The following is a 20,737-nucleotide window of genomic DNA, read 5'->3' on the forward strand; positions in this document are numbered from 1 at the left end:
CCCCCCTCCGCCCCGTCCCCGTACCGGCTCGCCCCGCCCACCGCACCGGCTGACCCCCGGGTCGTCCGATCGGCCGATGCGCATCGCCTCCGGCTCGGGAACCATCGGCCTGTGCGAGTGCCCGCGGCGCCGCCGGGCGGGGCGGATCCGGCCCCGCCGGCGTTCGAGGCACGGAGAGCTCGGGGTAGGGCCGGGGGCTAGTGGCCCGGGTGCGGGCGCCCGCACCGGCGCCGCCCGCGAGGCTGCCGCAGCCCACAATGGACGCACGCCCCCGACCGAGGAGCACCCCGTGACCACCGCACCGCCGCGCGACGTGACCACCGCACCGCCGCGCGACGACACCCGAACCCTCGCGACGGTCGCCCACACCGCCTTCTTCCTGCTCCTCGGCGCCTCCGTGGCCCGCTTCCTGCTCCGCCACCCCGGCGAACCCCGCACGCCGTGGGTCATCGCCCTCAGCATCACCCTGGCCCTGCTCTACGTACTGGGCCCCGTGCTCGGCCCCGCCCGCGGCCCCGCGCCCGGCGCCACGGCCGCCACCGCCCCCACCCCCCGCCGCCTCCTCTGGCTCGGCCTGGTCGTCACCACCTGGGTGGTCCTCGTCGTGCTCGCACCGAGCTTCGCCTGGTGCGCCGTACCCCTCTTCTTCACCGCCCTGCGCACCCTCCCCCCGCGCGCCGCCGTCGTCCTCGTGGCCCTCCTCACAGCCTTCGTCGTGACCGCCCAGCTCCAGCTGTCCCGGTCCTTCGATCCCAACCTGCTCCTGGCCCCGCCCGCCGTCGCCGCCCTCGCCACGGCCGTCTTCGTCCACATGGAACGGCAGGCCCGGGCCCAGCGCGCCCTGATCGACGACCTGATCCGCACCCGCCGGGAACTGGCCGCCACCGAGCGCCGCGAAGGCACCCTCGCCGAACGCCAGCGGCTCTCCATGGAGATCCACGACACCCTCGCCCAGAACCTCTCCAGCCAGCAGATGCTGCTCCAGGCCGCCGACCGCACCTGGGACACCGACCCCGCCACCGCCCGAGCGCACGTACGCACCGCCACCGGCATCGCCGCACACGGCCTCGCCGAGGCCCGGCGGCTCGTCCACGACCTGGCCCCCTCCGAGCTCGCCGACGGCGCCGGCCTCGCCGACGCCCTGCGCTCCCTCGACGCCGGCCCCGGCATCGAGGTCCGCTTCCACCTCGAAGGCACCCCCGCCCCGCTCCCCGACCGCGTCCAGTCGGCCCTCCTGCGCATAGCCCAGGGCGCCCTCGCCAACGTCCGGGAGCACTCCGGCGCCCGTACGGCGGCGCTCACCCTCAGCTTCCTCGGCGACCAGGTGGTCCTCGACGTCGCCGACGACGGGCACGGCTTCACCGCGCCCCGCACCGACGCCGACGGGCGCGGACACGGCCTGCCCGCGATGCGGGCCCGCGTCCGCCAGCTGGGCGGCACCCTGACCGTCGAATCCACGCCGGGTGAGGGCACCGTCCTCTCCGCGGCCGTCCCCCTGGAGCCCGCGCCATGACCACGATCCTGCTCTGCGACGACCACGTGGTGGTCCGTGCCGGCCTGCTGGCCCTCCTCGGCAGCGAGCCCGACATCGACGTCCTCGGCGAGGCGGGCAGCGGCGAGGAGGCGGTCGCGCTCGCCGCCAAGCTGCACCCCGACGTGGTCCTCATGGACCTCCAGCTCGGCGAGGGCATCGACGGAGTCGAAGCCACCCGCCGCATCACCGCCCTCCCCGAGCCCCCGCACGTCCTGGTCCTCACCACCTACGACACCGACGCGGACATCACCCGGGCCATCGGCGCCGGCGCCACCGGCTACCTCCTGAAGGCCGAACGCCCCGAAGAGCTCTTCGCCGCGATCCACTCGGCCGCCCAGGGCCGCACCACCCTCTCCGCGCCGGTCGCCAGCCGTGTGATGGCACACATGCGCGGCACCCGCCCCACCCTCACCGACCGCGAACTGGACATCCTCGGGCAGCTGGCCCGCGGCCTCGGCAACCGTGACATCGCCCGCGCCCTGTTCATCAGCGAGGCCACGGTCAAGACGCACCTGGGCCGCATCTACGACAAGCTCGGCGTCGACACCCGCGCGGGCGCCGTCTCCGTCGCGAAGGAACAACGCCTCCTGCCGTCCTGACCGCCCGACCCGCCGGAACCACCGGGCCGGCGGGACGCCGGAGCCGCAGGGGCCGCAGGGCCGCCACGGACACCGGAGTGGGGGCCGTCCGGGTCCCGTGACACCATCGGGTACGTGCTCGACATCGGCTACTCCCTCTCCCGGCGCTTCCCCGACCCCCCGCAGACCGACTACCGCTCCGCGGACGTCCACACGCTGCGCCACGACCTGTTCTGCGGAGACGTGTACCTCGCCGACACGAACTCCGACCGGGAAGTGTCCACAGCCTGGGGATGGGTGCCCGTACTGGACTTCGCCTGGGCCCTGTGCGACATCGTCGAGCAGCTCGACCAGGACCCGCGCGGCAGCCGATCCGCCAACCGCCAGTACGCGGAACTGGACTTCACCGAGTCCACGGACCGCATGCTCTTCGAACGCCGCTTCGGCTGGGTCGACGTCGAGGCCGACTGGATGCCAGCCGAGGAGGCCCCGCTGACCTTCAGCCACCGGCTGCTGCGCCGCGAGGCCCGCGACTTCCTGCACGACCTGATCGCCGACCTGATCGACATGCACGACGGCCTCGCCGACAACCCGGCCATCTGGACGCTCCAGGCCCGCTTCCCCCGCGTCCCGGCATAACCGCAACCGCCGCCGGCCGGCCGGCCCTGGGTCAGAGCCGCCGGCCGGACAGCACCTCCCGGAACACCTGCGCGGAGCGCGGGTTCTGCCCGCACTGCCACACGCCGTGCGGGCAGTAGTCGGTGATGCTGTGGTACAGCGGCTCGTGCTCGTCGAACCAGGCCAGCATGCCCCGCACGTACTCGGGATTGTCCCCGTGCCGGAACAGCCCCCACTCGGGGTACGAGACCCGCTTCCCGTGCGCCCGCGCGAAGTCGACCTGCTGCCGGAGCCCGTACGGCTGCGTGACCTGCTCCTCGAACGTGCGGCCCGGTTCCTGGTCGTAGGAGTCCATGCCGACGACGTCGACCACGTCGTCACCGGGATAGCAGCTGGTCCAGGCGATCGCATCACCCCCGCGGTTGGGGGCGTAGTCGAACCGGAACCGCTGCCCCTCCACCGACCGCATGGCGGCCACGATGCGCCGCCAGTACGTCTTCCAGTTCGCGGGGTCGGGCCGGCAACGGTGGGTGTAGTTGAAACCGTTCATCTCCCAGCCGAGCACGATCACCGTGTCCGGCACCCCGAGGTCGACCAGCCGCCGCGCCAGCCGCCGGAAGTGGTGGTCGTTCGCCCCCCGCGCGCCGGCGCGGATCAGCTCCGCCACCCGGCCGTCGGGGACACCGGCCTCGTTGCGCTCCTGCATGGGCACGTTCAGCACGAACAGCCGATCGGCCCGCTCCTTGCGCCATCGCGCCCAGCTGCGCAGGGATTCCGGGGCGCCCTCGATGTTCGCCCAGGTGTCACCCGGCAGATAGGTGTGCCCGGCACGCACCTCGGTACCGCCGAGCCAGCGCGAGAGCTCCGCCATCCGCTCGACGCCGGGCGAGCCGTAGTGCAGGTAGGCACCGACGGCCGTTCCTGCAGCCTCGGCCCCCGCGCCGCCCCCCGCCCCCGCCCGCGGCGGCCGTGCATCGCCGGCGAAGCCCCCCACGACGAGCAGGGCGACGGCGACCGCACCACCGCAGGCCCCCGCCAGCCCCCGGAACCGATAGGACATGACACCTCCACAGGCCCGTGCACCGGTGTGTCTGCCAGCGACGTTAGACACCCACCCCCCACCCCGCCCGCCGACCCCTCGGCCATTCGCCACACCCCTACCCCGCCGCCCCCTCCAGCCCCGCCGACCGCCCTTCCAGCCCCGCCGGCGCTCGAGGCGCGGGGTCCGGGGCGGAGCCCCGATCTTCCAGCCCCGCCGGCGCTTGAGGCGCAGGGTCCGGGGCGGAGCCCCCATCTTTCAGCCCCGCCGGCGCTTGAGGCGCCGGGTCCGGGGCGGAGCCCCCATCTTTCAGCCCCGCCGGCGCTCGAGGCGCCGGGTCCGGGGCGGAGCCCCCATCTTTCAGCCCCGCCGGCGCTTGAGGCGCGGGGTCCGGGGCGGAGCCCCGATCCTGAAGCCCAGCCCACCCGCAGGCGCCCCCGGCACGCGGGCCCGGAGGCGCAGCCCCGGCACCCCTCCGGCCCCGCCGGCCTCGGAGGCGCGGCCCCCCGCTACGGAACCACCCGCACGCCCAGCCGCGCGGCAAACACCGGAGCCAAGTCGAACAGCTGCGCCGGACCGATCACCGCCCCGGCCATCGCCTCCACCCCGCGCGCAATCTCCAGCACCGAGGCCTCCCGCAGGTCCACGTCCGCCATCCGCACCCCGGAGAAGTCCACCCCCCGCAGCGCGCAGTCCCGGAACTCCACCCGCTCCAGCACCGCGCCCCCGAAGTCCGGCTCGACGAGCACGCACCCCTCGAAGACCACATCCCTGAGCCGTGCCTTCCGCAGGTTCAGGTAGTCGATCTTGCCGCCGCGCACCACCACCCGCTCCAGCCCGGCCCCGTGCAACTGCACCCCGCCCAGCCGGGCGTCCACCAGCTCCACGTCCCGCAGCGACGCCCCCGACAGGTCCGTCCCCACCCCGCGGACCCCCTCCAGCACCGAATCCAGGATCCGCGCCTTCGCCAGCCCCGCCTCGTCCAGCGCGCAGCGCCGTACCGCACAGTCCATGAACCGGGCCCCGACCCCCTCCTGCCCCGCCAGGTCCAGATCCGCGAACTCCAACCCGTCGTAGTCGCCGTCCGCCTCCAGTTCCCGCCCCTCCCAGGCCGCCAGCTCCGGCAGCCGCACCTCCGGCCGCCGTGCCGCCTTCACCGACTGCTGTCGCTGCCCGTTCCGCACCATCCCCCCATCGTGACCGACCGCACTGACAACAGCCCGCGCACCCGGCCTCGACCGGAGCCGAGGTCGGAGCCCGGCCCCACCCCCTCAGCCTCCGTTCCCAGCCGCGCCCAGGGCCGCCAGCGCGCCGTCCGTCAGCCGGTACACCGACCACTCCTGCTGCGGGCGCGCGCCCAGGGCCTCGTAGAAGGCGATCGTCGGCGTGTTCCACTTCAGGACCGACCACTCCAGCCGCTCGTAGCCGCGCTCGACGCAGGTCCGCGCCAACTCCGCCAGCAGCGCCTTGCCGTAGCCGCCCCCGCGCACGCGCGGACGGACGTACAGGTCCTCCAGGTGGATCCCGTGCACCCCGCGCCACGTCGAGAACGACAGGAACCACACCGCGAAACCGACGACCTCCCCGTCCGCGGTCTCCGCAACGTGCGCGAAGACCGCCGGCCGCTCCCCGAACAGCGCCTCCCGCAGCTGCTCTTCGGTGGCCCGCGCCTCGTGCGGCACCTTCTCGTACTCCGCGAGCTCGCGGATCATCGCGCAGACGACAGGAACATCGGTGACTTCAGCCCTACGGATCATCCGCGCAGCCTAGAAGGTCCCTCGCGACCGCCGACTGCTCCTCGTCCAGCCGCTGTTCACTTGTGGGACGTGGAGGACCGTCCGGACCCGCCACCACCCGGCCCCCGCCGGCGTCCGAGGCGCGGGTCCGGGCAGAGCCCGGCACACCCATCGCAGCGCAACCACCCCCGAGCCGCCCGCAGGGGAACGGCAGCGCCCGGGCAACCTCCACCGGAGCAGAACCCCGCCGAGCCACCCGCAGGGCAAGAGGCAGGGAGCCACCCATCCGGCCCCCCGGCACGACACCCCGTCCCTGGCACCCCGCGGAGCCCGGGTGTAGCAACTCCCCATGACGATCAACGGCGGCATCTCCTTCTGGTACGCAACCGACCCCGGCCCCTCCGACACCCCCACCCCACCCCGCACGCCCCTCACCGCCTCCACCACCACGGACGTCGTCATCGTCGGCGGCGGCTACACCGGCCTGTGGACCGCCTACTACCTGAAGCAGGCCGCCCCCGACCTGCACGTCACCGTCCTGGAGCAGAAGTTCTGCGGCTACGGCGCCTCCGGCCGAAACGGCGGCTGGCTCTACAACGGCATCGCCGGCCGCGACCGCTACGCCGCCCTCCACGGCCGGCCGGCCGCCGTACGCCTCCAGCGGGCCATGAACGACACCGTCACCGAGGTCGTCGACGTCGCCGCCAAGGAGGGCATCGACGCCGACATCCACCGCGGCGGCGTCCTCGAAGTCGCCCGCACCCCCGCCCAGCTCGGCCGCCTCAAGGCCTTCCACGCCGCCGAGCTCGCCTTCGGCGAGAGCGACCGCCGGCTGTACGACGCCGCCGCCACCCGCGCCCGCATCGACATCGCCGACGCCGTCGGCTCCGGCTGGAGCCCGCACGGCGCCCGCATCCACCCCCTCAAGCTGGTCAGGGGCCTGGCCGCCGCCTGCGAACGCCTCGGCGTGGTGATCCACGAATCGACCCCCGTCACGGCGATCTCCCCGGGCAGGGCGGTCACCCCCTACGGCACCGTCCGCGCCCCGCACGTCCTGCGCTGCACGGAGGGCTTCACCGCCGCACTCAAGGGCCAGAAGCGGTCGTGGCTCCCCATGAACTCCTCGATGATCGCCACCGCCCCGCTGTCCGCCGACACCTGGGCACAGCTCGGCTGGTCGGGCCGGGAGGTCCTGGGCGACATGGCCCACGCGTACATGTACGCCCAGCGCACCGCCGACGACCGGATCGCGATCGGCGGAAGGGGGGTCCCGTACCGCTTCGGTTCGCGCACCGACAACGACGGCCGCACCCAGCCCGCCACGGTGGCCTCCCTCCGCGACCTCCTCTTCTCCTTCTTCCCGGCCCTCACCGGTACGGAGATCACCCACGCCTGGTCGGGCGTCCTCGGCGTCCCCCGCGACTGGTGCGCGACCGTCACCCTGGACCGCACCACGGGCATCGGCTGGGCGGGCGGCTACGTGGGCTCCGGCGTGGCGACGTCGAACCTCGCCGCCCGCACCCTGCGCGACCTCGTCCTCGGCGAGCCCACGGAGCTGACGGCCCTGCCGTGGGTGAACCACCGCGTCCGCCGCTGGGAGCCGGAGCCCTTCCGCTGGCTCGGCGTACAGGCCCTCTACGCCGCCTACCGCGAGGCGGACCGCCGCGAGGCCGCCTCCCACACCCCGACGACGGCCCCCCTGGCCCGCCTGGCCGACCGCATCTCGGGCCGCCACTGACCCGCCGACCACCCCGAAACGCCAAGAGGCCCCGGGCAGCGCCCGGGGCCTTTCGGCTGCTGGAGCCCCCTGTCGGATTCGAACCGACGACCTACGCATTACAAGTGCGTTGCTCTGGCCGGACTGAGCTAAGGAGGCACGACACGCCCGCCGTGTACTGCGAGCGAAGCCGCCATCACTCTACACAGCGCTCGAATCCCCGGGCCATCACATTCACCGGCCCCCCGGGGCCCCCGCCCCCGGGTACCCCGTCGCCGCCAGGGCTTTCGCGACGGCGGCGGGGGCGGTTCGCGGGTGCAGTGCCTCGACCACGTCGTCCGTGACGGGGCGCAGGGCGAAGACGTGCCGGATCGCGTCCAGGTCCAGTGGGCGCCCGTGGAAGCGCTCGGCGAAGTCGCGGTAGGCCTCCGGCGTGCCGGCGGCCAGGACGCGGAAGAGGTGGCCGGTGCCGTCGCCGTCGTACTCCGAGGGGTACTCCACCGGCCCGGCCCGCCAGGCGGTGTCGTGCGCCTCCCGCCAGAAGACGACCGTGGCCACCTGCACCCCGTCGTCGCAGAAGGCCGGCTCGTCGAGCAGCGGCCGGAACACCTCCGGGAGGGTGTCCACCAGGCCGGGCCACAGGGCCATGTCCTCGTTCGTGTAGGGGCTCATGGACGATTCGTGGTCGAAGCCGCGGCCGAAGACCCCGTCGGGGGTGAAGAGGATCGTGTACTCGTCGCCCGAGCCGTTGTGCATCAGCCCGGCCTCGGTCCCCGGACCCCATGCCGGGTCGTAGTCGAAGGAGCGTGTGCCCGGGCCGCCGATCAGGGCGTCGAGGGCTGCGAGGGCCCTGCAGCGGTCGCGCAGGACGGGGACGTCCGGCAGGACGGCGATCAGCTCGTGGACGGTGAGGGGGTGCTGTGCTGCGGTCATGAGGGCCATCGAAGCAGTCGGGTCCGACAGATCGCACAAAGTTCGACGTCACGGTCGGGCGGTGCTGACAGGACGCGGAACGGCAGGTAGCGTCGGGCGGAGTCCGCTTTCTGGACTAGACCTTCCACTCGGATCGTCCGGCACGTTCCTGCCGGTAGAAGGGATCATTCACCATGGCTTCTGTCACCTTCGACAAGGCGACCCGCCTGTACCCGGGCAGCGACAAGCCCGCCGTCGACCAGCTGGAGCTGGAGATCGAGGACGGCGAGTTCCTCGTCCTCGTCGGCCCGTCCGGCTGCGGCAAGTCCACCTCGCTGCGCATGCTCGCCGGCCTGGAGGACGTCAACGGCGGCGCCATCCGCATCGGTGACCGCGACGTGACGCACCTGCCGCCCAAGGACCGGGACATCGCGATGGTGTTCCAGAACTACGCGCTGTACCCGCACATGAGCGTCGCCGACAACATGGGCTTCGCGCTCAAGATCGCCGGCGAGGACAAGGCCACCATCCGCAAGAAGGTGGAGGACGCGGCGAAGATGCTCGACCTCACCCAGTACCTGGACCGCAAGCCGAAGGCACTGTCCGGCGGCCAGCGCCAGCGCGTCGCCATGGGGCGCGCGATCGTGCGCAAGCCGCAGGTGTTCCTGATGGACGAGCCGCTGTCGAACCTCGACGCCAAGCTCCGCGTGTCGACCCGTACGCAGATCGCGGCCCTCCAGCGTGACCTCGGCATCACCACCGTCTACGTCACCCACGACCAGGTCGAGGCGATGACCATGGGCGACCGCGTGGCCGTGCTCAAGGACGGTCTGCTCCAGCAGGTCGACACCCCCCGCAACATGTACGACCGGCCCGCGAACCTCTTCGTCGCCGGCTTCATCGGCTCCCCGGCCATGAACCTGGTCGAGGTCCCGCTCACCGACGGCGGTGTGAAGTTCGGCGACAGCGTCGTACCGGTGTCGCGCGCCGCGCTGTCGGCCGCCGCCGACGCGGGCGACCGCACCGTCACGGTCGGCGTCCGCCCGGAGCACTTCGACGTCGCCGAGACCGGCGGTCTGACCATCACCGTGAACGTCGTCGAGGAGCTCGGCGCCGACGGCTACGTCTACGGCTCCACCTCGGCCGCCGAGGGCTCGCAGGACCTCGTCGTGCGCGTGGGAGGCCGCCAGGTCCCGGAGAAGGGCTCCAGCCTGCACATCGTGCCGCGGGCCGACGAGATCCACGTCTTCTCGACCTCCTCCGGCCGGCGACTGTCCGACTAGTCGCACCGGACACGGAGTTCGCAGGGGCGTCCGCCAAGGGGCGCCCCTGCGCCGTCCGTTGCCGGAGGGCACCGCGCACGAACCCCGGCAGACCGGGCCATTCGGGCGAGACGTCAACCGGGAATTCGAAAAGCCACGTCGAACCATCCCCCGACAGGGTGACTAAATGTCGCCTAATCCTCACCGACCGCTACTCTCGCCCTCGTGACCCACACTGCCCGCCGAATCGGCCGTTCCCTCGCCCTGGTCCTGCCCGTCGTCCTGGTCCTGTCCGGGACCCTCGCGGTCACGATGGTCCCCTGGGCGGACACCTCCTCCTCCCAGCTCGTCACCGCCTCCGCCGAGGGCGTCTCGACGCCCGCGAAGCCGCGCGCCGCCCACGAGGTGCTGCGCACGCAGCTCGTCGGCGAGCTGCAGCAGGGCCAGGAGCCCGACGACGTCCTGACGCACCTCCAGCAGGAGGTGAACCGCCGGCCGTCGCTTGCCGAGCACTGCGTGGGCATCGCCCGGGCGCTCGGCCGCGCCGCCGTCGAGGCGTACGGCCCGACGAAGGCGCAGTCCTTCGCCCGCCCCGTCTGCGACACCTCCTACGCCTCGGGCGTCGCCTCCATGGGCTGACTCGCGTCCCCTCCCTACGCTGGCCGCCATGACCGTAGACCCCCGATCCGCCTCCTCCGCAGCCGCGTTCCCCCCCTCGCCCACCCAGGCAGTCGTCCTGGCGGGCGGCCAGGGGACGCGGCTGCGCCCGTACACCGACGACCGCCCCAAGCCGATGGTCGAGATCCCGGGCACCGGGATGCCGATCATCGGGCACCAGCTGGCCTGGCTGGCGGCCGAGGGCGTCACGGACGCCGTGGTCTCGTGCGGCCACCTCGCCGCGGTACTCCAGGAGTGGCTGGCCGAGGCCCCGTTGCCGCTCCGCGTGACCACGGTGGTCGAGGCGGAGCCGCTGGGACGCGGCGGCGCACTGAAGTACGCGGCGCGGCACCTTCCCGACCCCGACGGGGCCTGGTACGCGACGAACGGCGACGTCTGGACCCGCTTCTCGCTCCGCGAGATGGCCGCCTTCCACGCCGAGCGCGGCGCGGTCGCGACGCTCGCGCTGGCGCGGCCGCGCATCCCGTGGGGGGTGGTGGAGACCAACGAGTTCGGGCACGTACTGGACTTCATCGAGGCCCCGCCGTCGCCCTACCCGGTGAACGCCGGGGTGTACGTCTTCGGTCGCGAATTCGCCGCGCTGCTTCCGGACTTCGGGGACCACGAGCGCACCACCTTCCCGCGGCTGGCGCGGGAGCGGCGGCTGGCGGGCTTCCCGCTGCCGCAGGGCGCCTACTGGCGGGCGATCGACACCGCGAAGGACCTCACCGAGGCGGCGCGGGAGTTGGCGGCCCAGACGGGCTCCTGAGGCCGCGCAGGCCCCGGTCCCACGCGCGGGGAGCCCCCGACACGCCACGGCCCGCACCGCCGCACACAGCACCCCGCACCCCGCACGCAGGCGGCACGGAGCCGACCGGTGGCGCACAGCACGCCCCGTACGCAGCGCGGAGGCCCGGCACGCTCCACGCGTACCGGGCCTCCGCGCGCCGGCCCCTGGCGGAGGGCTCAGCCGATGAGCCCTCCGATCAGGCCGGGCTGCTTGGTCGCGGTGCCGCCGTCCCCGCGGGCGCCACTGCCCGACGAGGAGGACGGCGACTTCGGCGCCGTCGACTGACGGGGAGTGCTGCGCGGGGTCTGCTGCCTGCCGGTCGTGCCCCGGGTCGCGGTGGGCGACTCGGACCCGGTGCCCGCGGCGCCCCGGGAGGGCGCGCCCGACGCGGTCTTCCCGGCCTTGGCGGAGGACTCCGACGGCGAGGGCGCCGGCGCCGAGGACTGCCGGCTGGGCTGCTGCTGTACGGGCTGCTGCTTGGCCGGTGTCTGGGGCAGCGGACGGCCCGGCAGGTAGTTGCTGGGAGCCTGGCCGGGGCCGGGGACCGTGACCACGGTGGTGGATCGGACGGCACCGCCGAGGAGGGAGCCGACGAGCAGGGTGAGCCCGCACACGACGGTCGCCATGACGGCCCCGCGGCGCAGGACGCGCCGGCGCAGCCGCCAGATCTCGGAGCGCGGCCCGAGGGTGCGCCACGCCTCGCCGGCGAGGCGCCCGTCGAGGGAGTAGACGGGGGCGCCCGCGATGATCAGGGGGCTCCATGCGGCGAGGTAGATGATGTCGGGCGCGTCGTAGGCCGGGACGGTCTTCCAGCTCACCGTCATCAGCAGCGCGGCGGACAGCAGCGCCCCGAAGCAGGCGGCGAACCGCTGCCACAGGCCGAAGACCGTCAGCACGCCGACGATGACCTGGAGGAAGGCCACGCTGAGGCCGGCACCCACCGGGTGGGCGAGCGCGAAGTCGCGCAGCGGCTCGGCCAGCGCCCACGGGGTCAGGGTGTGCAGCCAGGTGACCATGGAGCCGCGCTCGCCGCCGTCGAAGTAGACGGGGTCGCACAGCTTGCCCATGCCGGCGTAGATGGAGATGAAGCCGAGGAAGACGCGCAGCGGGAGCAGCACGACGCCGAGGTTCATCCGGCGGCCGGGGTAGTAGGAGGCCTGTCCGCGGGTGTCGGCGGGGGCGCGCCGGGCCTCCGGCCCGGGGCCGGGCCCGGAGCCGGACGGCTGCTCGTACGGGAGGTCCCGTACGGCGGCCAGGGGGCGCGTCTCGGCGGGGTCCCCGTAGCTGCGCTGGCCGATGACGGTCGGCGTGGCGAGGGTGTCCTCGGCGAGGTCGTGGGCCAGGTCGACGCGCGGGATGACCTGGGTGGCGCCGCCGTCGTACTCGTCGTGGCCGCGCCCGGCCTCGCGCACGGCCTGGAGCAGTCCGCCCATGGCCGCGGCGGCGTCGCCACTGTCGGACTTGCCGCTCCAGACCACGGGGGCCCGGCGGCGGGTGGCCCCGGCGGCCGCCACCACGGCGCCGCCCAGGACGGGCGCGCGGCCGGGGGCCTTCGCGGGCTTGGAACGCGCGCTCGGGCTCGGTGCGAGCCGCACGCGGAAGCTGGCGTGGTTGACGATGACCTGTGCGGGGTCGCACGGCACCTTGACCATGCTCAGCGCGGGCTGGTCGTCGAACCCTGACGTTCTGGTGTCCACACTCATCTAACCGAGTGATCAGTGTTTAGGACACTGCCTTGACAGCAGGGATCTGTCCGAGACCCGTCAAGATCAAGCCACCCCGCCCGAAACGGGCGGGGTGACACGCTCACGGGTCACACGCCGTGAGCCAAGTGGATCAAGGCGGTCAGGTCCGGGGCTGCGCGGCGCGGCGGCGGGCCGCCTCGTACAGCACGACGCCCGCGGCGACACCGGCGTTGAGGGACTCGGCGCCGCCCGGCATCGGGATGCGCACGAGGTAGTCGCAGTTCTCGCCGACGAGGCGGCCGAGGCCCTTGCCCTCGGAGCCGACGACGATGACGACCGGGCCGCCGAGCGCCTCCAGGTCCTGGACCTCGTGGGTACCCTCGGCGGCGAGGCCGACGACCGCGATACCGGCCTTCTTGTACTCCTGCAGGGCGCGGGTGAGGTTGGTGACGCGGGAGACCGGGGTGCGGGCGGCGGTGCCGGCCGAGGTCTTCCACGCACCGGCGGTCATGCCGGCGGCGCGGCGCTCGGGGATGACCACGCCGTGGCCGCCGAAGGCGGAGACGGAGCGGACGATCGCGCCGAGGTTGCGCGGGTCGGTGACGCCGTCGAGGGCGACGATGAGCGGGTCCTCGCCGTTGTCGTAGGCGGCGTCGGTGATGTCCTCGGGGTGCGCGTACTCGTACGGCGGGACCTGCAGGACCAGGCCCTGGTGGTTGAGCCCGTTGGTCATGCGGTCGAGCTCGGGGCGCGGGGCCTCCATCAGGTTGATGTTGCCGCGCTCACCCGCGAGCTGGAGCGCCTCGCGGACGCGCTCGTCATTGTCGATGAACTGCTGCACGTACAGCGTGGTGGCCGGGACGCCGTCGCGCAGCGCCTCGAAGACCGGGTTGCGGCCGACGACCATCTCGCTGGTGCCCTTGGGGCCGCCGCGGCGGGGTGCCGGGCGGCGCTTGGCCGCCTGGCGGGCCACGGCGTTGGCGATGCGGTGGGCCTTGTGCTTCTTGCGGTCCTCGGCCTTGGGCGTGGGGCCCTTGCCCTCCAGGCCCTTGCGCCGCTGGCCACCGCTGCCGACCGTCGCGCCCTTCTTGTTGGACGTGCGGCGGTTCCTGCGCTGGCTGTTCCCGGCCATGACCTCTACCTGTTTTCGTTGGTGCTGCGATATGTACGTATGAAGAGTGTGCCGCCCGGGGGGCCGGGCGGCACAGTCGGACTGCTCCGGGTGCCGGGGGCTCAGCGTGCGCCGAGCGTCCAGCGCGGCCCCGTCGGGCTGTCCTCGATGACCAGCCCGGACTGCTGGAGCTGGTCGCGGATGGCGTCGGCGGTCGCCCAGTCCTTGCGGGCGCGGGCGGACTCGCGCTGGTCCAGGACGAGGCGTACGAGGGTGTCCACGGCGCCGTGGAGGTCCTCGCCGCGCTCGGACTCGCCGGCCCAGTGCGGGTCGAGCGGGTCCAGGCCGAGGACGCCCAGCATGGCCCGCACCTCCGACAGGCGGGCGATGGCCGCGTCCTTGTCGTCGGCGGCGAGCGCGCTGTTGCCCTGGCGGACGGTGGTGTGGACGATGGCGAGCGCCTGCGGGACGCCGAGGTCGTCGTCCATGGCCTCGGCGAAGGCGGGCGGGACCTCCTTCGCCGCCTCGACGGCACCGCCGGCCTTCTCCACCACGCGCCGGCAGAAGCCCTCGATGCGGGCGAAGGCCGACTCGGCCTCGCGCAGCGCCTCCTCGCTGTACTCGATCATCGACCGGTAGTGCGGGGTGCCGAGGTAGTAGCGCAGGACGATGGGACGCCACTGCTTGACCATCTCGGAGACGAGGACCGAGTTCCCGAGGGACTTCGACATCTTCTCGCCGGACATGGTGACCCAGGCGTTGTGGACCCAGTAGTTCGCGAACCGGTCGCCGAAGGCCCGGGCCTGGGCGATCTCGTTCTCGTGGTGCGGGAAGATCAGGTCGAGGCCGCCGCCGTGGATGTCGAAGGCCTCGCCGAGGTACTTGTGCGCCATGGCGGAGCATTCGAGGTGCCAGCCCGGACGGCCGCGGCCCCACGGGGTCTCCCAGGACGGCTCGCCCGGCTTGACGGACTTCCACATGGCGAAGTCGCGGGGGTCGCGCTTGCCCGTCTCGCCCTCGCCGGAGGGCTGCAGCAGGTTGTCGAGCTCCTGGTTGGACAGGCCGAGGTAGCCGGGGAAGGAGCGCACGTCGAAGTAGACGTTGCCGTCGGCCTCGTAGGCGTGGCCGCGCTCGATCAGGCCGCGCATCATCTCGATCATCTCGGGGACGTGGCCCGTGGCGCGCGGCTCGTAAGTGGGCCGCAGGCATCCGAGGGCGTCGTAGCCGGCGTTGAAGGCCTGCTCGTTGTCGTAGCCGATGGCCCACCAGGGGCGGCCCTGCTCGGCCGACTTCGCGATGATCTTGTCGTCGATGTCGGTGACGTTGCGGATGAAGGTGACGTCGTAGCCGCGGTACTCGAACCAGCGGCGCATCATGTCGAAGTTGAGGCCGGAGCGGATGTGCCCGATGTGCGGGGCCGCCTGCACGGTGGCGCCACAGAGGTAGATCGAGACACAGCCCGCAACGAGCGGGGTGAAGTCGCGGATCTGCCGGGCGTTGGTGTCGTACAGGCGAATAGTCACGGCATCCAGGGTAGTGCGCCTGTAGCAGTGCCCCGCGACCTTTGGGGCCGCGGGGCCGCTTTGTTGCCGAAGATGTGCCGTTGCGGCGGGGGTTCAGGCCCGGTTCGTCCGGTACACGAGGGCGGTGGCGATCGCGGCGAGGCCCTCGGCCCGGCCGGTCAGGCCCAGTCCGTCGGTGGTGGTGCCCGACACGGAGACGGGGGCGCCCGCGGCGGCCGCGAGCGCCTTCTGTGCCTCTTCGCGCCGCTTGCCGATCTTCGGACGTACGCCGATCACCTGGATGGCGATGTTGCCGATCTCGAAGCCCTCCGCGCGCACGATCCGGGCGGCCTCCGCGAGGAGGGTGGCCCCGGCGGCACCGGACCACTCGGGGCGCGAGGTGCCGAAGTGCGCGCCGAGGTCGCCGACTCCGGCGGCCGAGAAGAGGGCGTCGCAGGCGGCGTGCGCGGCGACGTCGCCGTCGGAGTGGCCGGCGAGGCCGTCCTCCCCCTCCCACAGCAGGCCCGCGCACCACAGCTCGCGGCCGGTCTCGAAGGCGTGGACGTCGGTGCCGATCCCGACGAGCGGGATCAGCGGTGCCTGCGGTGCGTCGGGACTAGTACCCATCGGTGGCCCTCCTGCGGGCGAGTACGGCCTCTGCGAGGACCAGGTCGAGCGGCCGGGTGACCTTGAAGGCCTCCTCGTGGCCGGGGATCACCACGACGGGGACGCCGAGGCGCTCCACCATCCCGGCGTCGTCCGTGGCGCCCTCGCCGGCGACGGCGACCGCGGCGTGCGCCTCCCGGAGCGTGGCGAGGTCGAAGCCCTGGGGGGTCTGCACGGCGCGCAGCCGGGCCCGCTCGGGCGTGGCGACGACCGTCTCGGGCTCGCCGGGCCTGCCGGGCTCGACCTCCTTGACGGTGTCCGCCGGCGGGAGCGCCGGGACGACGGCGCGGGCGCCGTCGCGCACGGCCTCGACGACGGCGTCCACGGTGTCGACCGGGACGAGCGGGCGGGCCGCGTCGTGGATCAGCACGGCGGTGACGTCCGGCGGCAGCGCGTCCAGGCCGGCCCGTACGGACTCCTGGCGGGTCTCGCCGCCGGGGACGACCAGGACCTCGGTCCGCTCGGGCAGCGCGTGCTCGCCCAGCAGGAGGCGCACCTCGGCGGCCTCGGCGGCCGGGGCGACGACCACCACGACGGACACCGCGCGGGAGCGGGCCATCGCGCGGACGGCGTGGACGAGCATGGGGGTGCCGCCGACGGTCCGCAGGGCCTTGGGCGCGCCGGGACCGAGGCGTACCCCGCGGCCGGCGGCCGGGATCACCGCGGCCGTGCGGCCGACGGGCGATTCATCAGACATTCAGTAGCTCCGAGCCAGGTTTCCGAGCCAGGTTTGTGACTTCGGCCGACATGGGTATGGCCTGAAGGGTGCCGGGTGCGACGCCCCTCGCCCCTTCCGTGACGACCGGACGAGCGGGCTGCCCGGATCCGGCACGCCAGTGGGAAGCAGCGTCAGAAGTACTTCAGAGTACGAGCGTGCGTACGACGGCTACGGCTGACGTTGTAGTCGTACGCGCGGGGCAAGAGGTGCGGATACAGACATGCCGCAGCGCCCGGCAACAGGTCTCTCCGGGAGGAGAAACCTTGTCATCGGGCACCGCGGCAAGCTGTGCACCGTGCACGGGGCCTCGCGTCAGGACGCGAGCACCTCGTCGAGGAGGGCCTCGGCCTTGTCCTCGTTCGTGTTCTCAGCGAGCGCGAGCTCGCTGACCAGGATCTGGCGCGCCTTCGCGAGCATGCGCTTCTCGCCCGCGGAGAGCCCGCGCTCGCGCTCACGACGCCACAGGTCGCGCACCACTTCGGCGACCTTGATGACATCGCCAGAAGCGAGCTTCTCCAGATTTGCCTTGTAGCGCCGGGACCAGTTCGTCGGCTCTTCTGCATACGGTGCACGAAGCACCTCGAAGACCCGGTCCAGCCCGTCCTGGCCGACTACGTCGCGAACGCCGACGAACTCCGCATTGTCCGCAGGCACACGAACCGTCAGGTCGCCCTGGGCGACCTTGAGCACCAAGTAGGTCTTGTCCACGCCTTTGATCTGGCGAGTCTCAATGGCCTCGATCAGCGCGGCCCCGTGATGGGGATAGACCACGGTGTCGCCAACCTTGAACGTCATGTGACAGGTACCCCTTCCGTGGCTATCCAGGGTAACACGAGAACTGACCGTTATGAATGGCGTTTTCGCAGGTCAGGGCACATCTCGGGGCTTGACAACAACGACACGAACGTGCTGCGGAGGGCTTCCGGAAGGGGGTATTCGCAGGTCGGGGGCGCTGCGCGGACCGGGCGAAAGGGCCACGCTACACCCGGCGCACACCCCCACCAGTGTGACGTACGTCCCGTTTTGCCGGGTTGAGAGTCGCGAAACCGAACTGCTCCGTTCGGCTGGCGAGCACGCGTGCGGGAGCAGGTTCCGGCCCAATCGGGAATTGATCACCGAGCGGCGTCCGGGGGAATCCGGAATTCGATCAACGGACGGCGGTCGCACGATATGCGAGCGCCCCATGATCGGCGAGGTGAACGGCACGGGGGCGCCGACCGTATTGCAGAGTCGCGGACCGCCCCCAGGGCGGCGGCAGCGCTGCGGAGGGTCGGGTGCGGGGGCGGGGCAGCGGCTCGGTAACCTAAGCGCGCTGACACACCCTTAGAGCGGCTTCACCTCGGCCGCTCCGGGGGAACCTCCCAGCGGTTGCTGGGGACCCGCCCTCCGTTTCCGTTCGTCCAAGGAGTTGCCGCCGCCGTGAGCCGCAGCCTTCGACGCGGCGCCCTCGCCGCCACCGCCGTCGTGTTCTCGATCGCCTCGCTGGCCGCATGCGGTGCGGGCAACGACGCGCAGTCCCTCCAGATCAAGCCGGACAACGCCGCCGTCACCAAGGGCGACATCCAGATCCAGAACGCTCTGGTGATCACCCAGGGCGAGAAGGACAAGAAGGGCCCGGCCGTCGTCACGGCGACCATCTTCAACAACGGCACCAAGGCGGAGACGCTTGACGGCATCACCCTTGCGGATGGCAAGGGCAAGGTCGTGCTGAAGCCGGCCGGCGGCGCCGGCAAGATCACCGTGCCGGCCGGCGGCTCCGTCGTCATCGGCGGCAAGGACAATGCCTCCGCCGTGATCGAGAACGGCTCCGAGGCCGCCAAGAACGGCGACCAGCAGGCGGTCGTCTTCCAGCTGAGCAGCACGGGCGGCGTCGAGCTGGGCGCCTTCGTCGTCCCGGCCACCGGCATGTACGCGGGCTTCGGCCCGTCCGGGGCCCCGGCCGCCAGCCCGTCCGGCAGCCCCGCCACGGGTGCCTCCCCGTCCGGCAGCCCCTCGGGCACGCCGTCCGGTTCCCCCTCGGGCGCGACCACCGTCGCGCCGTCCGGTTCCGCGGCGGGCACCGCGGGCGCTTCGCCGTCGGGCTCGGCCTCGCACGCCGCCGGTCACTGACCCCCGGAACGGCGCGACTGCGTACGCATACGGAAAGGGCCCCCGTCCGCACCGGCGGACGGGGGCCCTTCGCCGTGCCGTCGCACGACACGGGTCGTACCGGGAGCGCCCGGCGGGCGTTCTACGGCTCGAACTTGTAGCCCAGGCCGCGGACCGTGACCAGGTAGCGCGGCGCGCCCGGGTCGGGCTCGATCTTGGCCCGCAGGCGCTTGACGTGGACGTCGAGGGTCTTGGTGTCGCCGACGTAGTCCGCGCCCCACACCCGGTCGATCAGCTGCATGCGGGTCAGCACGCGGCCCGCGTTGCGCAGCAGCATCTCCAGCAGGTCGAACTCCTTCAGCGGGAGGTCCACCTTGCCGCCGGCGACGGTGACCACGTGGCGGTCGACGTCCATCCGTACGGGGCCCGCCTCCAGGGCCGCGGGGGTGACCTCCTCCGGCTCGCCGCGGCGGCGCAGGACCGCGCGGATGCGGGCGACCAGCTCCCGCGAGGAGAAGGGCTTGGTGACGTAGTCGTCCGCTCCTATCTCCAGCCCGACGACCTTGTCGATCTCGCTGTCCTTGGCGGTCACCATGATCACGGGAACGTTCGAGCGCCCGCGCAGCTGCCGGCAGACCTCGGTGCCGGGCAGACCGGGCAGCATCAGGTCGAGGAGGACGAGGTCGGCGCCGTTGCGCTCGAACTCGTCGAGCCCGTCGGGGCCGGTCGCCGCGACGGCGACCTCGAAGCCCTCCTTGCGGAGCATGTAGGACAGGGCGTCGCTGAAGGATTCCTCATCCTCGACGACGAGCACTCGGGTCACGGAAGGACCTCCGGGGCAGGGATGGCTGGAGCGGTTCTGGTTCAGGCTGGGGTCGGGTGGGTGCGGGGCGCCGGTGCCGAGGCGGCCGCTTCGGGGAGCCGCAGGGTGAAGGTGGAGCCCTGGCCCTCCGAGCTCCACACCGACACCTCCCCGCCGTGCGAAGCGGCCACGTGCTTCACGATCGCAAGGCCCAGGCCGGTGCCTCCCGTCGCGCGGGAGCGGGCCGGGTCCACGCGGTAGAAGCGCTCGAAGATGCGCTCGCGGTCCTTCTCCGGGATGCCGATGCCCTGGTCGGTCACGGCGATCTCGATCAGGTCTCCCCCGGGAGCCGTCACCCTGCGTCCGGCGATGCCGACGCGGGTGCGGGCGGGGCTGTAGTTGACGGCGTTCTCGACGAGGTTCCCGAGGGCGGCCGCCAGCTGCCCCCGGTTGCCCCACACCCGCAGGTCGGCGGTGCCGCCGGCGGCCATGGTGATCTGCTTGGAGGACGCGGTGTGGCGGCAGCGGTCGATGGCCTCGGCGACGAGGGTGTCCACGCGGACGGGCTCGGCGTCCTCCAGCGGGTCGTCGTTCTGCACCCGGGAGAGGTCGATGAGCTCCTGCACGAGGTTGATCAGCCGGGTCGACTCGATCTGCATGCGCCCGGCGAAGCGGCTGACCGCCTCGGGGTCGTCCGCGGCGTCCATGACGGCCTCGGACAGCAGGGAGATCGCCCCGACCGGGGTCTTCAGCTCGTGGGACACGTTGGCCACGAAGTCGCGGCGGACGGCCTCGATGCGGCGTGCCTCGGTGAGGTCCTCGACCAGGAGCAGCACCAGGCGGGAGCCGAGCGGGGCGACACGCGCCGAGACGGCGAGGGCCTCGCCCCGGCCGGTGCCGCGGCGCGGCAGGTCCAGCTCGACCTGGCGTATCTCCCCGTCGCGGCGGGTGTCGCGGGCCATGTGGAGCATGGGCTCGACGGCCAGCTTGCCGCCGCGGACGAGCCCGAGGGCGTAGGCGGCGGAGGAGGCCTTGACCACGGCGTCGCCCTCGTCGAGGACGACGGCGGAGGAGCGGAGCACGGACAGGACGGTGTCCACGCCGGGTGGCAGCACCGCGTTGATGTCGGGGCGCATGGAGCTCCGCGTGGGGCGGGCCAGGTCGCGCTCGCTCCAGCGGAACGCCAGCATCGCGATGACGCCGGTGCACAGACCGGCGATCGCTGCAGCTGCGGCGACCGCCGCGTTCACGTCCATGCATCCAGGTTAAGCAGGCACGACGACACTTCCACAGCCGTTCGGGTGGCACCTCGAACAGTCGTC

Annotated in this window: 18 protein-coding genes, 1 tRNA gene and 2 pseudogenes; 8 read left to right on the forward strand and 13 right to left on the reverse strand. The window is 72.9% G+C overall.

Translation table 11 applies throughout. From position 1 onward, the window contains the following. Positions 1-289: 289 nt before the first annotated feature. The 3 genes from IF89_RS0122770 to IF89_RS0122780 all read left to right on the forward strand — a co-directional run bounded on the left by IF89_RS0122770 (position 290) and on the right by IF89_RS0122780 (position 2,751). On the forward strand, positions 290-1,513 hold the full coding sequence (locus IF89_RS0122770; protein ID WP_051807464.1) for a sensor histidine kinase: 1,224 nt from the start codon (positions 290-292) through the stop codon (positions 1,511-1,513). Beyond that, positions 1,510-2,133 (forward strand): response regulator, encoded by a 624-nt coding sequence (locus IF89_RS0122775; RefSeq protein ID WP_030771110.1) that lies wholly within the window; start codon positions 1,510-1,512, stop codon positions 2,131-2,133. Before IF89_RS0122770 ends, IF89_RS0122775 begins: the two co-directional genes overlap by 4 nt. 114 nt (positions 2,134-2,247) lie before the next feature. Further along, positions 2,248-2,751, forward strand: a complete 504-nt coding sequence (locus IF89_RS0122780) for a hypothetical protein (protein WP_030771113.1) — start codon at positions 2,248-2,250, stop codon at positions 2,749-2,751. A gap of 46 nt (positions 2,752-2,797) precedes the next feature. Here the strand turns inward: IF89_RS0122780 and IF89_RS0122785 are convergent. From IF89_RS0122785 to IF89_RS0122795, 3 genes and pseudogenes are all read right to left on the reverse strand, one after another. After that, positions 2,798-3,790: pseudogene (locus IF89_RS0122785) on the reverse strand (glycosyl hydrolase); the annotation flags it as partial. Positions 3,791-4,278: 488 nt separating this feature from the next. After that, the gene (locus IF89_RS0122790; protein WP_051807466.1) at positions 4,279-4,956 is read right to left on the reverse strand and encodes a pentapeptide repeat-containing protein; all 678 of its coding nucleotides are present in this window, start codon (positions 4,954-4,956) and stop codon (positions 4,279-4,281) included. An 84-nt stretch (positions 4,957-5,040) separates the two neighbouring features. Further along, entirely contained in the window at positions 5,041-5,526 is a 486-nt protein-coding gene (locus IF89_RS0122795; protein WP_030771119.1) for a GNAT family N-acetyltransferase, read from the reverse strand. A gap of 328 nt (positions 5,527-5,854) precedes the next feature. On the opposite strand from IF89_RS0122795, the gene IF89_RS0122800 reads away from it, so the two are divergent. Further along, positions 5,855-7,243 (forward strand): NAD(P)/FAD-dependent oxidoreductase, encoded by a 1,389-nt coding sequence (locus tag IF89_RS0122800; protein ID WP_030771120.1) that lies wholly within the window; start codon positions 5,855-5,857, stop codon positions 7,241-7,243. Between the two features lie 60 nt (positions 7,244-7,303). Here IF89_RS0122800 and IF89_RS0122805 read toward each other — a convergent pair. Together IF89_RS0122805 and IF89_RS0122810 are read right to left on the reverse strand one after the other, a co-directional pair. After that, positions 7,304-7,381: transfer RNA gene (locus tag IF89_RS0122805), tRNA-Thr, on the reverse strand. Between the two features lie 75 nt (positions 7,382-7,456). Further along, entirely contained in the window at positions 7,457-8,155 is a 699-nt protein-coding gene (locus tag IF89_RS0122810; protein ID WP_043194289.1) for a hypothetical protein, read from the reverse strand. A gap of 173 nt (positions 8,156-8,328) precedes the next feature. On the opposite strand from IF89_RS0122810, the gene IF89_RS0122815 reads away from it, so the two are divergent. From IF89_RS0122815 to IF89_RS0122825, 3 genes are all read left to right on the forward strand, one after another. Then, the gene (locus tag IF89_RS0122815) at positions 8,329-9,417 is read left to right on the forward strand and encodes an ABC transporter ATP-binding protein (RefSeq protein ID WP_030771126.1); all 1,089 of its coding nucleotides are present in this window, start codon (positions 8,329-8,331) and stop codon (positions 9,415-9,417) included. 204 nt (positions 9,418-9,621) lie between these two features. Continuing rightward, complete coding sequence (locus tag IF89_RS0122820; RefSeq protein ID WP_030771129.1) at positions 9,622-10,035, forward strand: hypothetical protein; 414 nt, start codon at positions 9,622-9,624, stop codon at positions 10,033-10,035. Between the two features lie 28 nt (positions 10,036-10,063). Continuing rightward, complete coding sequence (locus IF89_RS0122825; protein ID WP_030771131.1) at positions 10,064-10,822, forward strand: nucleotidyltransferase family protein; 759 nt, start codon at positions 10,064-10,066, stop codon at positions 10,820-10,822. 197 nt (positions 10,823-11,019) lie between these two features. Here IF89_RS0122825 and IF89_RS0122830 read toward each other — a convergent pair whose 3' ends face one another. The 6 genes from IF89_RS0122830 to IF89_RS0122855 all read right to left on the reverse strand — a co-directional run bounded on the left by IF89_RS0122830 (position 11,020) and on the right by IF89_RS0122855 (position 17,320). Beyond that, the gene (locus IF89_RS0122830; RefSeq protein WP_078628450.1) at positions 11,020-12,546 is read right to left on the reverse strand and encodes a DoxX family protein; all 1,527 of its coding nucleotides are present in this window, start codon (positions 12,544-12,546) and stop codon (positions 11,020-11,022) included. Between the two features lie 142 nt (positions 12,547-12,688). After that, the gene (gene rlmB, locus IF89_RS0122835) at positions 12,689-13,660 is read right to left on the reverse strand and encodes a 23S rRNA (guanosine(2251)-2'-O)-methyltransferase RlmB (protein WP_030771137.1); all 972 of its coding nucleotides are present in this window, start codon (positions 13,658-13,660) and stop codon (positions 12,689-12,691) included. A gap of 101 nt (positions 13,661-13,761) precedes the next feature. Further along, complete coding sequence (gene cysS / locus IF89_RS0122840; RefSeq protein WP_030771142.1) at positions 13,762-15,162, reverse strand: cysteine--tRNA ligase; 1,401 nt, start codon at positions 15,160-15,162, stop codon at positions 13,762-13,764. A gap of 93 nt (positions 15,163-15,255) precedes the next feature. Further along, positions 15,256-15,768 carry a 2-C-methyl-D-erythritol 2,4-cyclodiphosphate synthase gene (gene ispF, locus IF89_RS0122845; protein ID WP_030771143.1) on the reverse strand — a complete coding sequence of 171 codons (513 nt, stop codon included), beginning with the start codon at positions 15,766-15,768 and terminating at the stop codon, positions 15,256-15,258. After that, complete coding sequence (gene ispD, locus IF89_RS0122850; protein WP_030771146.1) at positions 15,758-16,504, reverse strand: 2-C-methyl-D-erythritol 4-phosphate cytidylyltransferase; 747 nt, start codon at positions 16,502-16,504, stop codon at positions 15,758-15,760. The genes ispF and ispD overlap by 11 nt, the downstream gene beginning before the upstream one ends. Positions 16,505-16,837: 333 nt before the next feature. Then, the gene (locus tag IF89_RS0122855) at positions 16,838-17,320 is read right to left on the reverse strand and encodes a CarD family transcriptional regulator (RefSeq protein WP_003953493.1); all 483 of its coding nucleotides are present in this window, start codon (positions 17,318-17,320) and stop codon (positions 16,838-16,840) included. Between the two features lie 624 nt (positions 17,321-17,944). On the opposite strand from IF89_RS0122855, the gene IF89_RS0122860 reads away from it, so the two are divergent. Further along, positions 17,945-18,634 carry a hypothetical protein gene (locus IF89_RS0122860; RefSeq protein ID WP_030771151.1) on the forward strand — a complete coding sequence of 230 codons (690 nt, stop codon included), beginning with the start codon at positions 17,945-17,947 and terminating at the stop codon, positions 18,632-18,634. A 121-nt stretch (positions 18,635-18,755) separates the two neighbouring features. Here the strand turns inward: IF89_RS0122860 and IF89_RS0122865 are convergent, their stop codons facing one another. Further along, positions 18,756-19,436: a response regulator transcription factor gene (locus tag IF89_RS0122865; protein WP_015035162.1), complete on the reverse strand. Its 681-nt coding sequence runs from the start codon at positions 19,434-19,436 to the stop codon at positions 18,756-18,758. A gap of 77 nt (positions 19,437-19,513) precedes the next feature. Continuing rightward, a pseudogene (locus tag IF89_RS0122870) lies at positions 19,514-20,671 on the reverse strand (sensor histidine kinase); the annotation flags it as partial. Positions 20,672-20,737 lie beyond the last annotated feature (66 nt).

The sequence above is a fragment of the Streptomyces sp. NRRL F-2664 genome (assembly GCF_000719345.1).
Classification (GTDB): Bacteria; Actinomycetota; Actinomycetes; order Streptomycetales; family Streptomycetaceae; genus Streptomyces.

Coding starts and splice junctions, on each gene's coding strand:
- IF89_RS0122775 (WP_030771110.1), top strand. CDS start 1,510: ATGACCACGATCCTGCTCTGCGACGACCACGTGGTGGTCCGTGCCGGC.
- IF89_RS0122790 (WP_051807466.1), bottom strand. CDS start 4,956: ATGGTGCGGAACGGGCAGCGACAGCAGTCGGTGAAGGCGGCACGGCGG.
- IF89_RS0122795 (WP_030771119.1), bottom strand. CDS start 5,526: ATGATCCGTAGGGCTGAAGTCACCGATGTTCCTGTCGTCTGCGCGATG.
- IF89_RS0122800 (WP_030771120.1), top strand. CDS start 5,855: ATGACGATCAACGGCGGCATCTCCTTCTGGTACGCAACCGACCCCGGC.
- IF89_RS0122810 (WP_043194289.1), bottom strand. CDS start 8,155: ATGACCGCAGCACAGCACCCCCTCACCGTCCACGAGCTGATCGCCGTC.
- IF89_RS0122815 (WP_030771126.1), top strand. CDS start 8,329: ATGGCTTCTGTCACCTTCGACAAGGCGACCCGCCTGTACCCGGGCAGC.
- IF89_RS0122825 (WP_030771131.1), top strand. CDS start 10,064: ATGACCGTAGACCCCCGATCCGCCTCCTCCGCAGCCGCGTTCCCCCCC.
- IF89_RS0122830 (WP_078628450.1), bottom strand. CDS start 12,546: ATGAGTGTGGACACCAGAACGTCAGGGTTCGACGACCAGCCCGCGCTG.
- rlmB (WP_030771137.1), bottom strand. CDS start 13,660: ATGGCCGGGAACAGCCAGCGCAGGAACCGCCGCACGTCCAACAAGAAG.
- ispF (WP_030771143.1), bottom strand. CDS start 15,768: ATGGGTACTAGTCCCGACGCACCGCAGGCACCGCTGATCCCGCTCGTC.
- ispD (WP_030771146.1), bottom strand. CDS start 16,504: ATGTCTGATGAATCGCCCGTCGGCCGCACGGCCGCGGTGATCCCGGCC.
- IF89_RS0122855 (WP_003953493.1), bottom strand. CDS start 17,320: ATGACGTTCAAGGTTGGCGACACCGTGGTCTATCCCCATCACGGGGCC.